Below are 14,563 nucleotides of genomic sequence, written 5' to 3'. Positions count from 1 at the left end.
ACTTGGAGTCGTGCCCGATGTCCCCGGCACCGACCCCTGCACCCCACCTTCCGCCCGACACCACGTCACAGCACCGACGTCACAGCCCTGAGGAACCCATGCGCACCACACTCTCGATCGCCGCCGCCGTCGCGGTCGCCACCCTCGCCCTGGCCGGCTGTTCGGCCGACTCCGGCTCCGGTTCCGACAGCCCCTCGGGCGCGGCCTCCGGCGGGTCGGGGGCGTTCCCGGTGTCGATCGACACGAAGTTCGGCGAGGTCACCATCGAGAAGAAGCCGACGCGGGTCGTCGCGCTCGGCTGGGGCGACGCCGAGGCGGCGCTGGCCCTGGGCGTGCAGCCCGTCGGGGCGTCCGACTGGCTGGCCTTCGGCGACGCGGCCGACGGCGTGGGCCCGTGGGCGCAGGGCCTCTACGACCAGGCCCCCGAGATCATCGGCACCCTCGAGCCCTCGTACGAGGCGATCGCGGCCCTCGAGCCCGACGTGATCCTCGACACGAAGAGCTCGGGCGACCAGGACCGCTACGACCGCCTGTCGAGCATCGCCCCGACCGTCGGCGCGCCCGAGGGCGGCGAGAACTACCTGACCGACTTCGACGACCAGATGGAGCTCGTGTCGGAGGCCCTCGGCGAAGAGGCGAAGGGCGAGCAGCTCGTCGACGAGAACGAGAAGGCGGTCGAGGCCGTCGCCGCCGCCCACCCCGAGTGGAAGGGCAAGACGGTCACCGCCGCCACGAAGACCAGCGAGGGCTGGGGCGCCTACGTCGAGGACAGCGAGCGGGTCGACCAGCTCGAGGCGCTCGGCTTCGAGCAGAACCCCGCCATCGCGGCGCTGGCGCCGAACGCCGGCGGCTTCTCGGTCTCGATCTCGAGCGAGCAGCTCGACGAGATCGACGCCGACGTCATCGTGGCGTTCCCGATCTACATCGACACCACCGAGATCACCGACGACGCGCAGTGGAAGGCCCTGCCGGCCGTGCAGGAGGGCCACGCGGTCGTCATCGACGGCGACGTCGCCGCGGCGTACTCGCTCGGTTCGGCGCTCTCGCGGCAGTACGCGCTCGAGAAGCTGGTGCCGCTGCTCGAGGACGCCACGAAGTAGTCGCGACGCTCGCGGTCTGCGCCGCGACGCCCGCGGTCTGCGCCGCGACGCCCGCGGACTGCGCCGCGACGCTCGCGGACTGCGCCGCGACGCTCAGGACGGGCGGGTCCGTGCGGTGCGGGCGTCTCCGGACGCCCGCGTCGCCCGGACCCGCCCGTTTCCGGTGCCCGTGTGCGCCGGATCGCTGCAGAGGGTGAAAGATGTTCTGGTGACCCACGAGCTGCACGACCTGATGACCCCCGAGAAAAACGTCCAACGCATCATGTGGACTGGCACGATCTGGTTCGTCGCCGCGGTCGGCAGCGTGGCGGTGGCCCTGGGGCTGCTGCTCTCGACCGGCTGGCGCCCGGCCCTGCTCTCGGCGGGGCTGGCGACGCTCTTCTGGGTCGGCGCGGCGCTGGTCGCCCTGAGCGTCGGGCTGATCGGCTGGTCGGGCTGCCCCATCCTCGAGGTCGACGTGCCGACGGCCGACCGCAACAAGACCCGCACGATGCAGGCCGGCACGATGCTGTTCATCGTCGGCGGTGCGGCCGCCCTGCTCGCGGTGCTGCTCGGCCCCGCGAGCTGAACGGGGGACGCGCTGCGCGGCCCCGCGAGCGGAACAGGGGGACGCCTCCCGACCGCCCGTCACTAGGGTGGCGCGAATGAGCGAACAGCAGCACCCCGTGACGCCTCCCGCCTGGCAGGGCCCGGCCTGGACCGAGCACGTCGTGTGGTGGCACGTGTACCCCCTCGGCTTCGTCGGGGCGGACACGACCGGAGCGGACCGCTCGCCGGCACCGCGCCTCCTCGACCTCGTCCCGTGGCTCGACCACCTGCTGGCGCTCGGGGCCAACGGCCTCGCGCTCGGCCCGGTGTTCGCGTCGTCGACGCACGGCTACGACACGATCGACTGGTTCACCGTCGACCCGCGACTCGGCACCGAGGCCGACCTCGTCACCCTGATCGAGGCCGCCCACGCCAAGGGCGTCAAGGTGATGCTCGACGGCGTCTTCAACCACGTCGGTCCCGAGTTCCCGGCGCTGGTCGAGGCCCGCCGCGATCCCGACTCCCGGGCGGCCGCCCTGTTCCGGCGCGAGGCCGACGGCAGCCTGGGCACCTTCGAGGGGCACGGAGGGCTCATCGCCCTCGACCACTCGTCGCCCGAGGTCGCCCGCACGGTGACCGACGTCCTCACGCACTGGGCCGACCGGGGTGCCGACGCCTGGCGCCTCGACGCCGCCTACTCGGTGCCGTCGGAGTTCTGGGCGACCGTGCTGCCGCCGCTGCGCGAACGGCACCCCGACGTGTACGTCGTCGGCGAGGTGCTGCACGGCGACTACGCGGCGGCCGTCCGTGACGGCGGACTCGACTCCGTCACCCAATACGAGCTGTGGCAGGGCATCTGGCACGGCGTCGACGAGGTCAACCTGTTCGAGCTCGAGTGGGCGCTGCGACGTCACCACGAGTTCTTGGCCGACTTCGTCCCGCTGACCTTCGTCGGCAACCACGACGTCACGCGCATCGCCAGCCAGATCGACGACGAGCGCCACCACGACCACGCGATCGCCCTGCTCTTCGTGCTGGGCGGCACCCCGTCGGTCTACTACGGCGACGAGTTCGGACTGCGGGCCGTCAAGGAGGCGCGGGTCGGCGGCGACGACGCCGTGCGCCCCGCGTTCCCCGCGACGCCTGCCGAGGCGCCGGGCGCCGGCGTCCCGGACGCCCTCCCCGACGTGCTCGCCCTCCACCAGCGGCTGATCGGCGTGCGGCGTCGGCACCCGTGGCTGCACACCGCCCGCAGCCGCACCGTCTCGGTCGCCAACGAGTCGCTCGTGCTCGAGGTGACCGGCGCCGGGCCCGGGGAGTCGCTGGTCGTCGCGCTCAACCTCGGCGACGACGAGCTGCGCGTGGCCGATCCCGCCCCGGGCGAGTGGCTGGCGGGTCGTGACGCCGGACTCGACGGGGACGTGCTCTCGGTCGGGCCGCACGGCTGGGCGGTGGTCGCGCGTGGCTGACCCGGCCCGCGCCTCCCGGCCTTCGTCTCGCGGCCTGCGCCTGCCGGCCTGCACCTGCCGGCCCGCGCCTCGCGGGGGTGGCGTGGCGCCGGGTCGCGGGTGAGTGGGCAGAAGGTGCTCGTCGGTTCGTGGCGAGCAGCACGTCCTGCCCGTTCGGGGTCGTCCGGCGTGCGTGGGCATACGCTGGGAGTCGCGACGAGCCCGTCCGGGCCCTCGCTACCGTGCCAGGCATGGCAAAGACACGAGAACTCCTCATGACCTCGACCCTCGCCGTCGGTGCGCTGGTCGCCGCCACCGGGTGCACGACCGACCCCTCCGTCACCGCCCCGACCGCGGCCGCGACGGGCTCGCCGAGTGCCACGTCCGCGACCCCCACCGACGCGGCCCCGGCCGACGCGGAGCCGGCTTCGGCCGAGCAGGCGATCGTCGGCCGCTACCTCGACGCGATCGCGACCGGCGACACGGCCGCCGCCTGGGCCCTGCTCAGCCCGGAGGCGCAGCAGTTCTACGGCGCCGAGCAGACCTTCGCCTCGGCCTCACCCGCCGACGGCACGGTCACCCCCGCCGAGGCCGACGCCCTGCGCGACGTCGAGCTCGCCTCGGCCGAGGGCCCCGAGGGTGCGTTCACCCTCGTGAGCGCGACGACCGACGAGCTCGCCGACGCGTGGGTCGTGCGTGAGACCGCCGACGGCCTCCGCGTCGACGACGCGGGTGTGCCGCCGACCGGCGACTCCCTCTACGAGTGGACGAACCCGGCCGTCGGTGCCGAGGACCAGACCGTAGGAGGCGCGGCGTACGACCCGACGGCCCCCGCGTCGATCTCGTTCGCCAGCCCGCTGAGCCAGGACCAGACCGAGCCGAGCGTCGTCGGCTACCCCGACACGCTGTGGGCGTTCGTCGACGGGCAGCCGCTCGGGTCGATCGACGCCGTCTCGGCCGGGTCGGGCAAGCGCTTCACGACCGAGGTCGGAGGGGAGGGCGGGGCCGGGCGCGGTCTCACGGTCGTCTGGCAGACGGGAGCCGACTCGCTCGGGTGGCGGAGCAGCACCGTCGCGCTCTGAGCTGCGCGGGCCGCGCCGGGGGCCGGGTGGCGGTCTCTCGTCCTCGCCGCCCTGGCCCGCCCCGCTCGCCCCGCCCCGGCCGGCCCGCCCCGCCCCGCCCGGCTCGCCCCGCCCCGCCCGGCTCGCCCCGGCTCGCCCGGCCCCGCCCCGGCTCGCCCGGCCCCGCCCCGGCTCGCCCGGCCCCGCCCCGGCTCGCCCGGCCCCGCCCCGGCTCGCCCCGCCCCGGCCGGCCCGCCCGGCCCCGTGAACCCGGTTTCGAACGACGAACCCGGGAGCACGTGGGTTCATCGTTCGAAACCGGGTTCATGAGCGCGTGGCGGTGGGGCGACGGCGGGCAACGGACGGCGGGCGGCGGACGGCGGGCGGCGCAGTTCAGCGGCGGCGGAGCAGCGCCATCGCCTCGAGGTGCGGCGTCTGCGGGAACATGTCGAACACGCGCGCGGCGACGACCTCGAACGAGGGCATGGCGTCGAGGTCGCTCGCCAACGTCACGGGGTTGCAGCTCGAGTACACGACGTGCTCGACGGCCGACTCCTCGAGCCAGCCGGCCAGCACCGCGCCGATGCCGCGTCGCGGCGGGTTGACGATCACGAGCTCGGGAGGCGCGGTGCCGGGTCCCGAGGACGTGGCCTCCGGAGGTGCGGTGCCAGGCCCCGAGGGCGCTGACCCCGACTCCGACGGCGCCGACCCCGAGGCCCCGGGCCCCGACGACGACCCCGGCCCCGACGACACCGACCCCGAGGTCCCAGGTCCCATGAACTCCGACCCCGACGACGTCGCGAACCGGGTCGCGTCGTCCGCCGCGAAGCGCACGTGCTCGAGGCCTGCGCGACGGGCGCTGCCCCGGGCGCTGGCCACCGCCTCCTCGCTGGTCTCGATGCCGACGACCTCGCGGTGGTGGTGGCGGCTCGTGCGTCCCGCGCCCGGGTGGGCGACGTGCAGGGCGAAGCCGCCGACGCCGCAGTAGAGGTCCCAGACGCGGGCGGGGTCGAGGTCGTCGACCCACTCGGCGGCCTGGGCGTAGAGGCCGGCGGCGATCGCCGTGTTCGTCTGGAAGAAGCTCTGCGGTCGCAGCTCGAGGTCGACCGCGCCGAGTCGCATGGTCAGCGTCTCGCGCTCGGTCAGCACGATCTCGTCGGCTCCCTCGAGGACGGCCTTGTGCTCGGGCAGCAGGTTGACCGAGACGACGGCGACCTGCGGGAGCTCGTCGAGCAGCCACGGCAGTTCGGTGCGGAGCCGCGGCAGGGCCTGCTCGCTGCGCAGCACGAAGCGCACCATCAGCTCGCCCGACGGCGACTCGGTCACGTGCACGTACTTCGCCTCGCCGCGTCGCCTCGGCACGTCGTAGGGCAGGAGGCGCGCGCGGGTCACGAACGCCGCCAGCGTCGGCAGCGCCGCCTGGATGCCCTCGGTGTGCAGGCCGCACCCGCGGAGGTCGACGCCCTGCCCGCGCCCGTCGAGGATGCCCAGCGTGGGTTCGTCGATCGTGCCGCCGACGACCATCTTCGCCTTGTTGCGGAACCCTGACTCGGGGCTGGTCAGCGTCGGCAGCCAGGTCGCGGGGGCGTGGCGTGCGCCGAGCAGGTCGAGGACGCGGGCCTCCTTGTCGGCGACCTGCACCGGGTAGGGGCGGTCGAGGAGCGTGCACGACCGGCACAGCCCCGCGTCGAAGTAGTCGCACTGCATGGCGGGCCGAGTCTAGGCGAGGTGCGCGGGGTGACGACCCGCGCCTCCTCGGTCCGGAGGGGGTGGCGGGAGGCTCGGCCGTGCGGTGCCGCGGGGTGGCGGGCGGCTGTGCCGGGCGGAGGCGGACGGCGGCGCCGGGCGGTGGCCGGCGGTGCCGGGCGTGGTGGGGCGGGTGGTCGGCGGGAGCGGGCGGCCTGGGTGCGGAGCGGCGAGTGGTCGGCAGGGGCGGGCGGCGGTGCCGGGCGGTGGCGGGCGGCGGAGCCGGGCGGGTGGCGCGGCTCAGAGCTGGGTGATGCCTCGGACGAGGGCGAGCGCGCTGCCGAGGGCGGCGAGCGTCAGCACGAGGATGCGTCCGACCCGCGCCGGGACGACCTTGCTGAGGTGGTGGCCGACGAAGGCGCCGACGAAGAGCAGGGCGAGGGCGCCCGCCCAGACGGGCAGCGGCTCGGATGGGATGCCCTTCGTCAGCACCGAGGTCAGGTTGATCGCCAGCAGGAAGACCTGACCCGTGCCCACGAAGACCTCGCGTGGCCACCGGTCGCTCGTCGCGTGGACGGTGAGGGCCGGACCGCCGACCCCGGCGGTGACGTTCATGAAGCCACCGAGGGCCCCCGCGGCGACGGCGCCGACGCGGCCGGGCAGGAGGCGCGCGCGGCTCGAGAACGCCATCACCAGCACTCCGACCAGCGCCAGGGCGCCCACCGCGATGGTCAGCGGGCCGGTCGGGGCGGTCTGGACGACCCACGCTCCGATCGGGATCGTCACGAGCGCCGGCAGGACGAGGAGGGCCGCCGTCCGCCACCGCACCGTCCGCCACGTGCTCGCCAACACGACCAGCGCGAGCACGGCGGCGAGGGCGTTGCCGACGGAGACCCCGGCCTCGGGACCGAGCACGACGACGAGCAGGGGCGCCGCGGTCAACGCGAAGCCGATGCCGGCCATGCGCTGCGTGAGCGCACCGACCACGATCGCCGCGGCGGCGAGGGCGAGCGTCAGCGGAGTCACCCGGCCACGCTACCGGGGTGGCGGGACCGGCCGGCGCCGCGCCTCCTGCCCTGCGACCTGCGGCGCGCTGCGCGCGAGCACGACGCCAGGCGACGGGCACCGCACCAGGACTAGCCGTTGTGCGGTGCCCATCTCGTGGTGCGGTGGGGATGGGGTGTGCTTCCTTCTGTGCGGCTCGACGCCGTTCGGGCGCCGCGGCCGCGCATCCCGCCACGATGTCGACATCCCGCCACGCGATGTCGTGGCGGGATGTCGAGTTCGTGGCGGGATGGCTGGCCGGGCAGGTGGCTGGTCGGCTGGGCCTCCGTGCAGCGTGCGGCGTGCGGCGTGGCGGCAAGCGGCATGCGACCTGCGCGCACGACGTCAGGCGATGGGCACCGCACCAGGACTAGTCGTGGTGCGGTGCCCGTCTCGTGGTGCGGCGCCCGTCTCGTGGTGTCGTTCGGGCGTCAGTAGGGTGGCGGGATGACCGACTCGTCGAAGACCGTCCAGCTGCGCCGCTACGAGCTCGTCGAGGGGGTGCTCGACGACTTCGTCGCCTGGTTCACGTCGACGCTCATCCCCGCACGCCTCTCGGAGGGGTTCGAGATCGAGTTCGCCTACGCCGACCGCGACGCGAACCAGTTCGTCTGGGCCGTCAGCACGCCGGGCGACGCCGCCCGGTTCGCCGAGGTCGAGGCCGCCTACCTCCAGTCAGAGGCGCGCGCGGCTGCCTTCGCCGGCCAGCCCGTGCGGGTGGCGACGCAGCACGTCTCGCTCGTCGAGCCGGTCGCGTAGCCCGCGTAGCCAGCTCCGCCGTACGACACCGCCGAGTGGACTGGACGCCGCCGAACGCCGCGGTGTCTCGTCCACTCGGCGGTGCCGCGTCGGCACGGCGAACCTCAGCGAGGCCGACGGCGGTGCGACGACGGCCCCCGGGGCCTGCCCGATCAGAGGGTGTCGACGAACGTCTTCGTCGCGAGCGGCACGTTCGTGGTGTTCGACGACGGGTCCGATTCGACGATCGCGTCGCCGTCGCCGTCGCCGTCGCCGCCGCCCCGGGCGGGCTGGCGGACATCGCACCACGGACTGAACGTCGCACCGCCGGATTCGGCGGTGCGACGTCTACGTGGCGGTGCGACGAGGGCCGATGGCGCGACGCCCGTCTCGGCGCAGGGGTGTCGGGCCACCCGGCTCAGGGCAAGAGACCTGAGCGGTAGGCCCAGACGACCGTCTGCAGCCGGTCGCGGGTGCCGAGCTTCGTCGTGATGCGGGTGAGGTGCGACTTGACCGTGCTCGTCTCGACGACCAGGCGTTCGCCGATCTCGTCGTTCGAGAGGCCCTCGCCGAGCAGGCGGACGAGTTCGCGCTCGCGTCCGGTGAGGACGTCGGGCGACGGCTCGACCGTCGACGCCCGCCGACGCCGCGTGAACTCGGCGATCACCCGACGCGTGGTGGCACCGTCGATGGCGGCCCGCCCCGACGCCAGGGCCCGGACGGCGCCGACGAACTCGTCCGGCTCGACGTCCTTGAGGACGAAGCCGCTCGCACCGGCCTCGAGGGCTCCGAACACGTACTCGTCGAGGTCGAAGGTCGTGGCGACGAGGACGGCGGGGGCGCTCGCCGACCCGACCCGCGCCTCCTGCCCGTCGGTGGCCTCGGTGCCGGGGGTCGGAGCGCCGCCGAGGCGCATGGTCCCGCCGCCGCCACCACCACCGGCCGCGTCGACGCCCGGAGTGCCGGCGCCGGCCGCGTCGACTCCCGGCGTGCCGGTGCCGTCTCGGGAGTCGACGATGGCACGCGTCGCCTCGATGCCGTCGCCGCCGGGCATGCGGACGTCCATCACGACGACGTCGGGGCGGGTGCGGCGGACGACCTCGACCGCCTCGCGCCCTCCGGAGGCCTCGCCGACGACCTCGATGCCCCCGGCCGTCTCGAGCACGACCCGGAACCCCGTGCGGACGATCGCCTGGTCGTCGACCAGCACCACGCGGATCACGGCACACGCCCGTCGTCGACCGCCGTCGGGTCAGGTGCCCCGGCTCCGGCTCCGGCTCCGGCTCCGGCCCCGGCCCCGGCTCCGGTTCCGGTTCCGGCCCCGGCTCCGGTTCCGGTTCCGGCCTCGCCCCCGCCCTCGCCCCCGCCCCCGGCGCTCGCCGCGGCTCCGCGGACGGCCTCGACCGGCAACTCGAGCCGCACGCGCCATCGCCCCTCGGGGGTCGGTCCGGTCTCGAGCCGTCCACCGACCAGGTCGGCCCGCTCGCGCATGCCCACCAGCCCGAAGCCACCACCGCCCGACGTGTCACGGGCGGCGGGCAGGTCGTTCTCGACGACGACCACGAGTGCCCCGGCACCGGCCCGTAGGTGCAGCTCGACCGTCGCCCCCGGCGCGTGCCGACGGGCGTTGACGAGCGCCTCTTGCACGGTGCGGTAGGCCGTCACGTCGGCGAGCGGTGCCAGCCTCGGCAGCGCCCCGTCGACGTGCGATTCGACGACGGCCCCGGAGGCGCGGGCCCGGTCGACGAGGTCGCCCACGTCGTCGAGGCCCGGCACCGGCACCGTGCCGGTCGGTTCGTCGCCCGTCTCGCGCAGGATGCCCACGATCGACCGCAGGGCGTCCAGGGTCTCGCGGCCCTGGGCGCGGACGCTGCGCAGGCTCTCCTTCGCACGCTCGGGGTCACCGTCGACGAGACGTTCGGCGGCGCCGGCCTGCACGACCAGCCCGGTGAGGTGGTGCGCGGCGACGTCGTGCAGCTCGCGGGCCATGCGCGTGCGCTCGGCGGCGACCGCGGCCCGGGTGAGCGTGGCCTGGTGCTCGACGGTCTCGGCGGCCCGGGCTCGGGCGTCGCGGTCGTGGTCCCGGCGCAGGGCGACCCACGAGCCGACGGCGGCGCTCACGCCGTTGATCAGCACGGCGCTCGCCACGAGGGCGAGCGCCTCGACGACCGCGCCGAGCTCGCCCAGGCCCGGCGTGGCCCCGAGCTGGTCCTTCACGATCGACGCCGCCCCGACGGCGGCACCGACGGCCTCGACGCCCACCGCCGCGAGCACGACCGCGACGACGGCCCGGGTCGGTCGGAGCGTGGCGACCGTGTAGGCGGTGACGACGGGCGCGGCCGTCCAGAGGGCGAGACCGGTCGGCAGCACCGCGAGCAGGCCGGCCTGCAGCACGGCGACGGCGAGCAGGGCGGGGACCGGTCGGACCCGCCGGAACGCGAGGGGCACGTGCTGCACGAGCGTCAGCACGACCACCGCCGCGACCTGGCCGCCCGGGATGCTGCGGTCGGCCCCGTAGAACTCGCCTGCCGCGAGCAGCGTCGCGAGGAAGGCGACGGTCACGAGTGCCCAGACGACGGCGAGGGCGACGTCCCGACCGAGCGTCGTGTGCACGCCCAGCCGCGCGAGGCCGTGACGCACCGCCGCGACGCCGGGCCCGGCGGGGCCGTCGGCGCCGTCGGTGCCGTCGGGCCAGGCGGGACGGGCCGCCTCGCCTGGACGGCCCGCCCCGGTGGGACGGCCAGCCCCGGTGTGCGGGGTGTCAGGGGTCGAGGTCACCGTCCGAGCATGCCAGGTGGTCCGCGCCTCCTGGCCCCGGGCCGACGACGGCTGTGCACCGTCGGCCCCGACGTCGTGCTGGGGGCGAGCCATCAGAAGCTCACGCTCGGAGCGATGAGTCGGAAGCCGAACGCGAACCCGGCGAGGGCCCCCAACGAGACGACGACGAGCACGCGTCCGGTCACGACGGCCCATCCCCGGCGGTCCCGCAGGGCCTGCACGGCGACCAGCGCGGCCGGCGCGATGGCGACGACGCCGAGCAGCTGTAGCCCCTGCAGCACGCGCAGGGTGACGGCCGACACCTCGGCGAACGACATGGCCTGCACCGCGACGACCGCCCAGCCGACGAGCGCCAGCAGCGTCGACGCCTGCCCGAGTCGGGACAGCAGCAGGGTGCGGTCGCGGCGACGAGGAGTGGTGACCACCGAGCCCGACACGCCCGCCCGGAGGTCCCGGCGCCGTCGTCCGACCCCGGCGAGGGCGGTCGCGGGCCAGACGATCATCGAGGCGAGCAGCACCACGACGGCCAGCGCGACGCTCGGCAGCACGGCCGACGCCACCTGCCAGGGCTGCGCCCGCAGCATGGTGAAGGAGGCGCCCCACGAGATCGCCTCGACGGTCGCGTCCCCGTCGGTGCCGGAGGCGTCACCGGCCGTCCGCGTCGCCAGCACGGCGTCCCCGCCGACCTCGCGCCACAGGTCCGTGCCGACCTTCTCGTAGACGCCGGTGGTCACGCCGAGCGGCTTCGGGGTCACGGCGACCGTGCCGTCCGACCGGGCCGCGACCGTGGTCTGGCCGGACAGGGCGAGCAGGGCGCCGGGGTTGGTGACGGGGGAGCGCGACGAGAGGTAGGTGCCGGCCAGGTCGGCCGCCACCGGTCCCTCGGTCGCGTCGCCGGCGCCGGTGGCGGCGCTGGCACTGGCGTCGGACCCGGGCCCGGTGCCCGAGGCGACCGCGTCGGCGGCGGGTGCTCCGTCGTCGACGGTGCCCGCGCCTCCTCGGCCGTCACCGTCGGTCGGGTCGCCCGAACCCGCGGCCGACCCGGCGGCCGACGCGTCGCGCAGGTAGCGGTCCGCGAAGCCCTGCAGCACCGTGGTGCGCAGGTCGAGCGAGGCCGTGGCCGAGCGTCCGCTGCCGTTCGTGCTGACGAAGATGCCGGTGTCGTGCTCGGGGAACATCCGCATCGCCGAGTGGAAGACCTGCGTGTCGCCGTCGTGGCCGAAGGCGGCCAGGCCGGGGGTGCTGTCGTCGAAGAAGGCGAGGTCCATGCGCTGGCCGGCGACGAGCGTGCCGAGGTCGTCGGCGTCGAGGGCGGGGCGGTGCATCTCGGCGAGCGTGTCGGGCCGGAGCAACGCCTGGTCGTCGGGCAGGTCGCCGAGGTGGGCCAGCATGAAGCGGGCCATGTCGGTCGCGGTCGCCGACATCGCACCGGCCGGGGCCGCGTTGACGACCTCGGTCGGCACGGCGGGCTCCGAGTCGTCGGGGTAGCCGTGCGCCAGGCGTGCGTCGAGCTCGTCGGGCAACGGCTGCGCGAACGACGACGAGGTCATGCCGACCCGGTCGAAGACCTGCCGCTGCAGCAGTTCGTCGAAGGGCACGCGGCTGACCCGCTGGGCGATGTAACCGGCCAGGGTGGCTCCGTAGTTGGAGTAGGCCGGGGTGGTGCCGGGCGTGAACACCTGGGCGGGTGGGGCGTCCGAGACGGCCTCGCGGAGCGTCTTCTCGCTGCCGGGCGTGCCGATGAGCCCCGAGATGACTTCTTCGAAGCCGGCGGTGTGGGTGAGCAGGTGCCGCAGGGTGACGGTGCCCTTCGGGGTGTCGAGGTCGAAGTCGAGGTACTGCTGCACGTCGGCGTCGAGGTCGAGGTCGCCGTCCTCGACGAGCTGCATGATCGCGGTGGCCGAGACCACCTTCGACACCGAGCCGACGCGGAACAGCGTGCGGTCGGGGTCGACGGCCTCGGCAGGCGTGTCGCCCGTGCCGGTGTCGGCCATGCCGTAGCCGCGCGCGGTCAGCAGCTCGCCGTCGGCGACGACCGACACGGTCGCCCCCGGGATGCCCGTGGTCTGCAGCGCCGACCCGACGGCACCGTCGAGCCACGAGTCGACGTCGTCGTGCGTGAGGGAGTGTCCGCCGGGCTGGTGCTGCGGAGGTGCGGGAGGCGCGGCGTCGGCGGTCGCGCCCGTCGCCCCGGACGCGCACCCGGTGAGCGTCACGCCCAGGGCGACGACGGCGGCAGCCGCGAGGCCCTTTCGGACGAGGAGGCGCGGGTGGCGCCGGCGGGACGGAGGGGCTTCTCGAGTCGGTGTCGTGGTCATGACTCCACGCTCGCGGGTGCACGGCGGCGCCACCGGGTGCAGGAGTCGGGACCTGCCCTGCGACTTTCGTCGTACGTCGACGTGACGCACGTCGACCCCGGACGTCGGTGGTCGCCCCTACGGTCGCCGACATGGGCGTGCAGACGAAGTTCGAGAACGCGCGGGCGGTGCTGCGCAAGCCTCCCGCCGAGCACCCGTGCGCGCACCCGCCGATCCCGGGTGGGCAAGGGCTGTGGCTGATCCGGCAGGGTGAGGCGGCGCCGCTCGGCTACGTCCGGCAGCGGCCCGTGACGGGCGGCTTCGCGTTCGACGTCTACGCCCACTGCCGCGACGAGGGCGGACGTCGGCCCTGGCTGCACACGGCGTCGTCGCTGAACTCCGCCGTCGCCTGGACGCTGCAGCACGACGCCGACGTCCGCGGGCTCATCGCCCGCAGCACGGCCGAGCCCGACCCGTGGCCACCGCCTGCGGGTCGGTCGTGATGCCCGCCCGAACCCCGTTCGCGAAGATGAACCCCGTTTTCTCGGGGTTCGTCTTCGTGAACGGGGTTCGGGGCTGAGGTGGCGTGCCCGGGGGGCCGTCGGCGGCGGGCTGGGTCCGCGGTGGTGGGTGCGTGGGGCGGGCGTGTGCGTGGGGCGGACGTGTGCGTCGGACGCGCGATGAACCCGGTTTCGAACGATGAACCCGAAAGGAACGGGGTTCGTCGTTCGAAACCGGGTTCGAGACTGGTCGGGGTGCGGGGTGCGGGGTGCGGGGTGCGGGGCGAGGGGTGAGGGGTGAGGGGTGAGGGGTGAGGGGTGTGGGGTGCCGGGCGCCCGGTGCCGGAAACGGGATGCGGGCGAGCGTGGGGACGTGCGATGAACCCGGTTTCGAACGATGAACCCGGAAGGAACGGGGTTCGTCGTTCGAAACCGGGTTCATGGCTGCGCGGGGGCGTGGGTTCCCGCGACGGCGCGTGGGGGGAACGGAAAAACCCCGCCTCGTGCGGGGCACGAGGCGGGGTCCACCGGGATCGCCGGCCCCGCCGAGCAGGGCGGGGCCGGTGCGTCGTCACGGAGACGACCCGGGTTCCGGGTTCACACTCTGCGGGCAGGGTGTGAACTGGGGGCCAGGCCGGCGGAGCCGGCCAGACGGGTACTACTCCGTGGCGGCGGTGATCTTCGCGACGCCGACGAGCATCTCGTCCTGGACGGCGTCGGTGTTGAAGGTCTGGTTCAGCAGGGCTGCGGCGTCGTGGCTGATGTGGACGGTGGTGCCCTCGAGGACGGCGTTGGTGCCTTCCATCTGGATGGGCTTCAAGGTGCCGCCCCAGAGGTTGAACAGGTAGGCGTCTTCGGCGGCGACCTGGCCGTTGGCGGTGACGGTGCCGTAGAGCTTGCTCTCGCCCGGGTCGATGCGGAAGTCGGTGAGTTCGACGACGGTGTCGCCGGCGGTCAGCGACAGGCCGGAGCCGTCGTGGTCGATCTCGCCCTGGACGTAGGGGCGGACGTCGCCGTTGGGGTCGTAGTAGTCGACGTTGCCGCCGGTGATGGGGAACGCGAACGTGCCCGTGGCCGAGTCGAAGGTCGCCGAGCCGACGACGCCGGGGGTGAGGCCGAGCGAGGTGAGGGCTTCGACGAAGGACGCGTCGACGGTGACCTGGGTGTCGACGCCGTTGCTGAGGTCGGCGATCGTGGCCAGGGGGGTGGCCTCGGCGGTGGGCTCGGCCGACGCGGAGGTCGAGGTCGAGGAGGTGTCGGTCGCGGTGCCCGAGTTGGACGAGCAGGCGGCGAGGGAGAAGATCAGGGCGCCCGAGGCGGCGATGCCGAAGGCGGCTTTCGTGATGCGCTTGCGAGTGAAGGCGTTCATGGTGAAGCTCCTTG

General features: G+C 74.7%; 12 protein-coding genes. 6 read left to right on the top strand and 6 right to left on the bottom strand.

Going from position 1 to position 14,563, the window contains the following annotated elements; genetic code table 11:
• The first annotated feature begins 98 nt into the window (after positions 1-98).
• The 4 genes from ABID81_RS05725 to ABID81_RS05710 all read left to right on the top strand — a co-directional run bounded on the left by ABID81_RS05725 (position 99) and on the right by ABID81_RS05710 (position 4,158).
• Positions 99-1,100, top strand: coding sequence for an iron-siderophore ABC transporter substrate-binding protein (locus tag ABID81_RS05725; protein WP_354593860.1), 1,002 nt, complete (start codon positions 99-101; stop codon positions 1,098-1,100).
• A gap of 208 nt (positions 1,101-1,308) precedes the next feature.
• The gene (locus tag ABID81_RS05720) at positions 1,309-1,668 is read left to right on the top strand and encodes a hypothetical protein (protein ID WP_157490182.1); all 360 of its coding nucleotides are present in this window, start codon (positions 1,309-1,311) and stop codon (positions 1,666-1,668) included.
• A 76-nt stretch (positions 1,669-1,744) separates the two neighbouring features.
• A complete protein-coding gene (locus ABID81_RS05715; protein WP_354593859.1) occupies positions 1,745-3,097 on the top strand; it encodes an alpha-amylase family glycosyl hydrolase in 1,353 nt (450 codons plus the stop codon).
• A gap of 230 nt (positions 3,098-3,327) precedes the next feature.
• On the top strand, positions 3,328-4,158 hold the full coding sequence (locus ABID81_RS05710) for a hypothetical protein (protein WP_354593858.1): 831 nt from the start codon (positions 3,328-3,330) through the stop codon (positions 4,156-4,158).
• 372 nt (positions 4,159-4,530) lie between these two features.
• Here ABID81_RS05710 and ABID81_RS05705 read toward each other — a convergent pair whose 3' ends face one another.
• Positions 4,531-5,844 carry a methyltransferase domain-containing protein gene (locus tag ABID81_RS05705; RefSeq protein ID WP_354593857.1) on the bottom strand — a complete coding sequence of 438 codons (1,314 nt, stop codon included), beginning with the start codon at positions 5,842-5,844 and terminating at the stop codon, positions 4,531-4,533.
• 279 nt (positions 5,845-6,123) lie between these two features.
• Complete coding sequence (locus tag ABID81_RS05700; protein ID WP_354593856.1) at positions 6,124-6,849, bottom strand: TSUP family transporter; 726 nt, start codon at positions 6,847-6,849, stop codon at positions 6,124-6,126.
• Positions 6,850-7,314: 465 nt separating this feature from the next.
• Here ABID81_RS05700 and ABID81_RS05695 point away from each other — a divergent pair, with 465 nt between their 5' ends.
• Positions 7,315-7,626, top strand: a complete 312-nt coding sequence (locus tag ABID81_RS05695) for a hypothetical protein (protein WP_354593855.1) — start codon at positions 7,315-7,317, stop codon at positions 7,624-7,626.
• 397 nt (positions 7,627-8,023) lie between these two features.
• Here ABID81_RS05695 and ABID81_RS05690 read toward each other — a convergent pair whose 3' ends face one another.
• The 3 genes from ABID81_RS05690 to ABID81_RS05680 form a co-directional block, all read right to left on the bottom strand.
• Complete coding sequence (locus ABID81_RS05690; protein WP_354593854.1) at positions 8,024-8,827, bottom strand: response regulator; 804 nt, start codon at positions 8,825-8,827, stop codon at positions 8,024-8,026.
• The gene (locus ABID81_RS05685; protein ID WP_354593853.1) at positions 8,824-10,383 is read right to left on the bottom strand and encodes a sensor histidine kinase; all 1,560 of its coding nucleotides are present in this window, start codon (positions 10,381-10,383) and stop codon (positions 8,824-8,826) included. Before ABID81_RS05685 ends, ABID81_RS05690 begins: the two co-directional genes overlap by 4 nt.
• Positions 10,384-10,475: 92 nt before the next feature.
• A complete protein-coding gene (locus ABID81_RS05680) occupies positions 10,476-12,701 on the bottom strand; it encodes a serine hydrolase domain-containing protein (protein WP_354593852.1) in 2,226 nt (741 codons plus the stop codon).
• 131 nt (positions 12,702-12,832) lie between these two features.
• Here ABID81_RS05680 and ABID81_RS05675 point away from each other — a divergent pair, with 131 nt between their 5' ends.
• Positions 12,833-13,183, top strand: a complete 351-nt coding sequence (locus ABID81_RS05675; protein ID WP_354593851.1) for a hypothetical protein — start codon at positions 12,833-12,835, stop codon at positions 13,181-13,183.
• Between the two features lie 655 nt (positions 13,184-13,838).
• Here the strand turns inward: ABID81_RS05675 and ABID81_RS05670 are convergent.
• Entirely contained in the window at positions 13,839-14,549 is a 711-nt protein-coding gene (locus tag ABID81_RS05670; RefSeq protein ID WP_354593850.1) for a hypothetical protein, read from the bottom strand.
• Positions 14,550-14,563 lie beyond the last annotated feature (14 nt).

The organism is Frigoribacterium sp. PvP054 (assembly GCF_040547465.1).
Classification (GTDB): Bacteria; Actinomycetota; Actinomycetes; order Actinomycetales; family Microbacteriaceae; genus Frigoribacterium.
The sequence above is the reverse complement of the archived record's forward strand: the minus strand, read 5'-3'. Positions and strand labels throughout refer to the sequence as shown.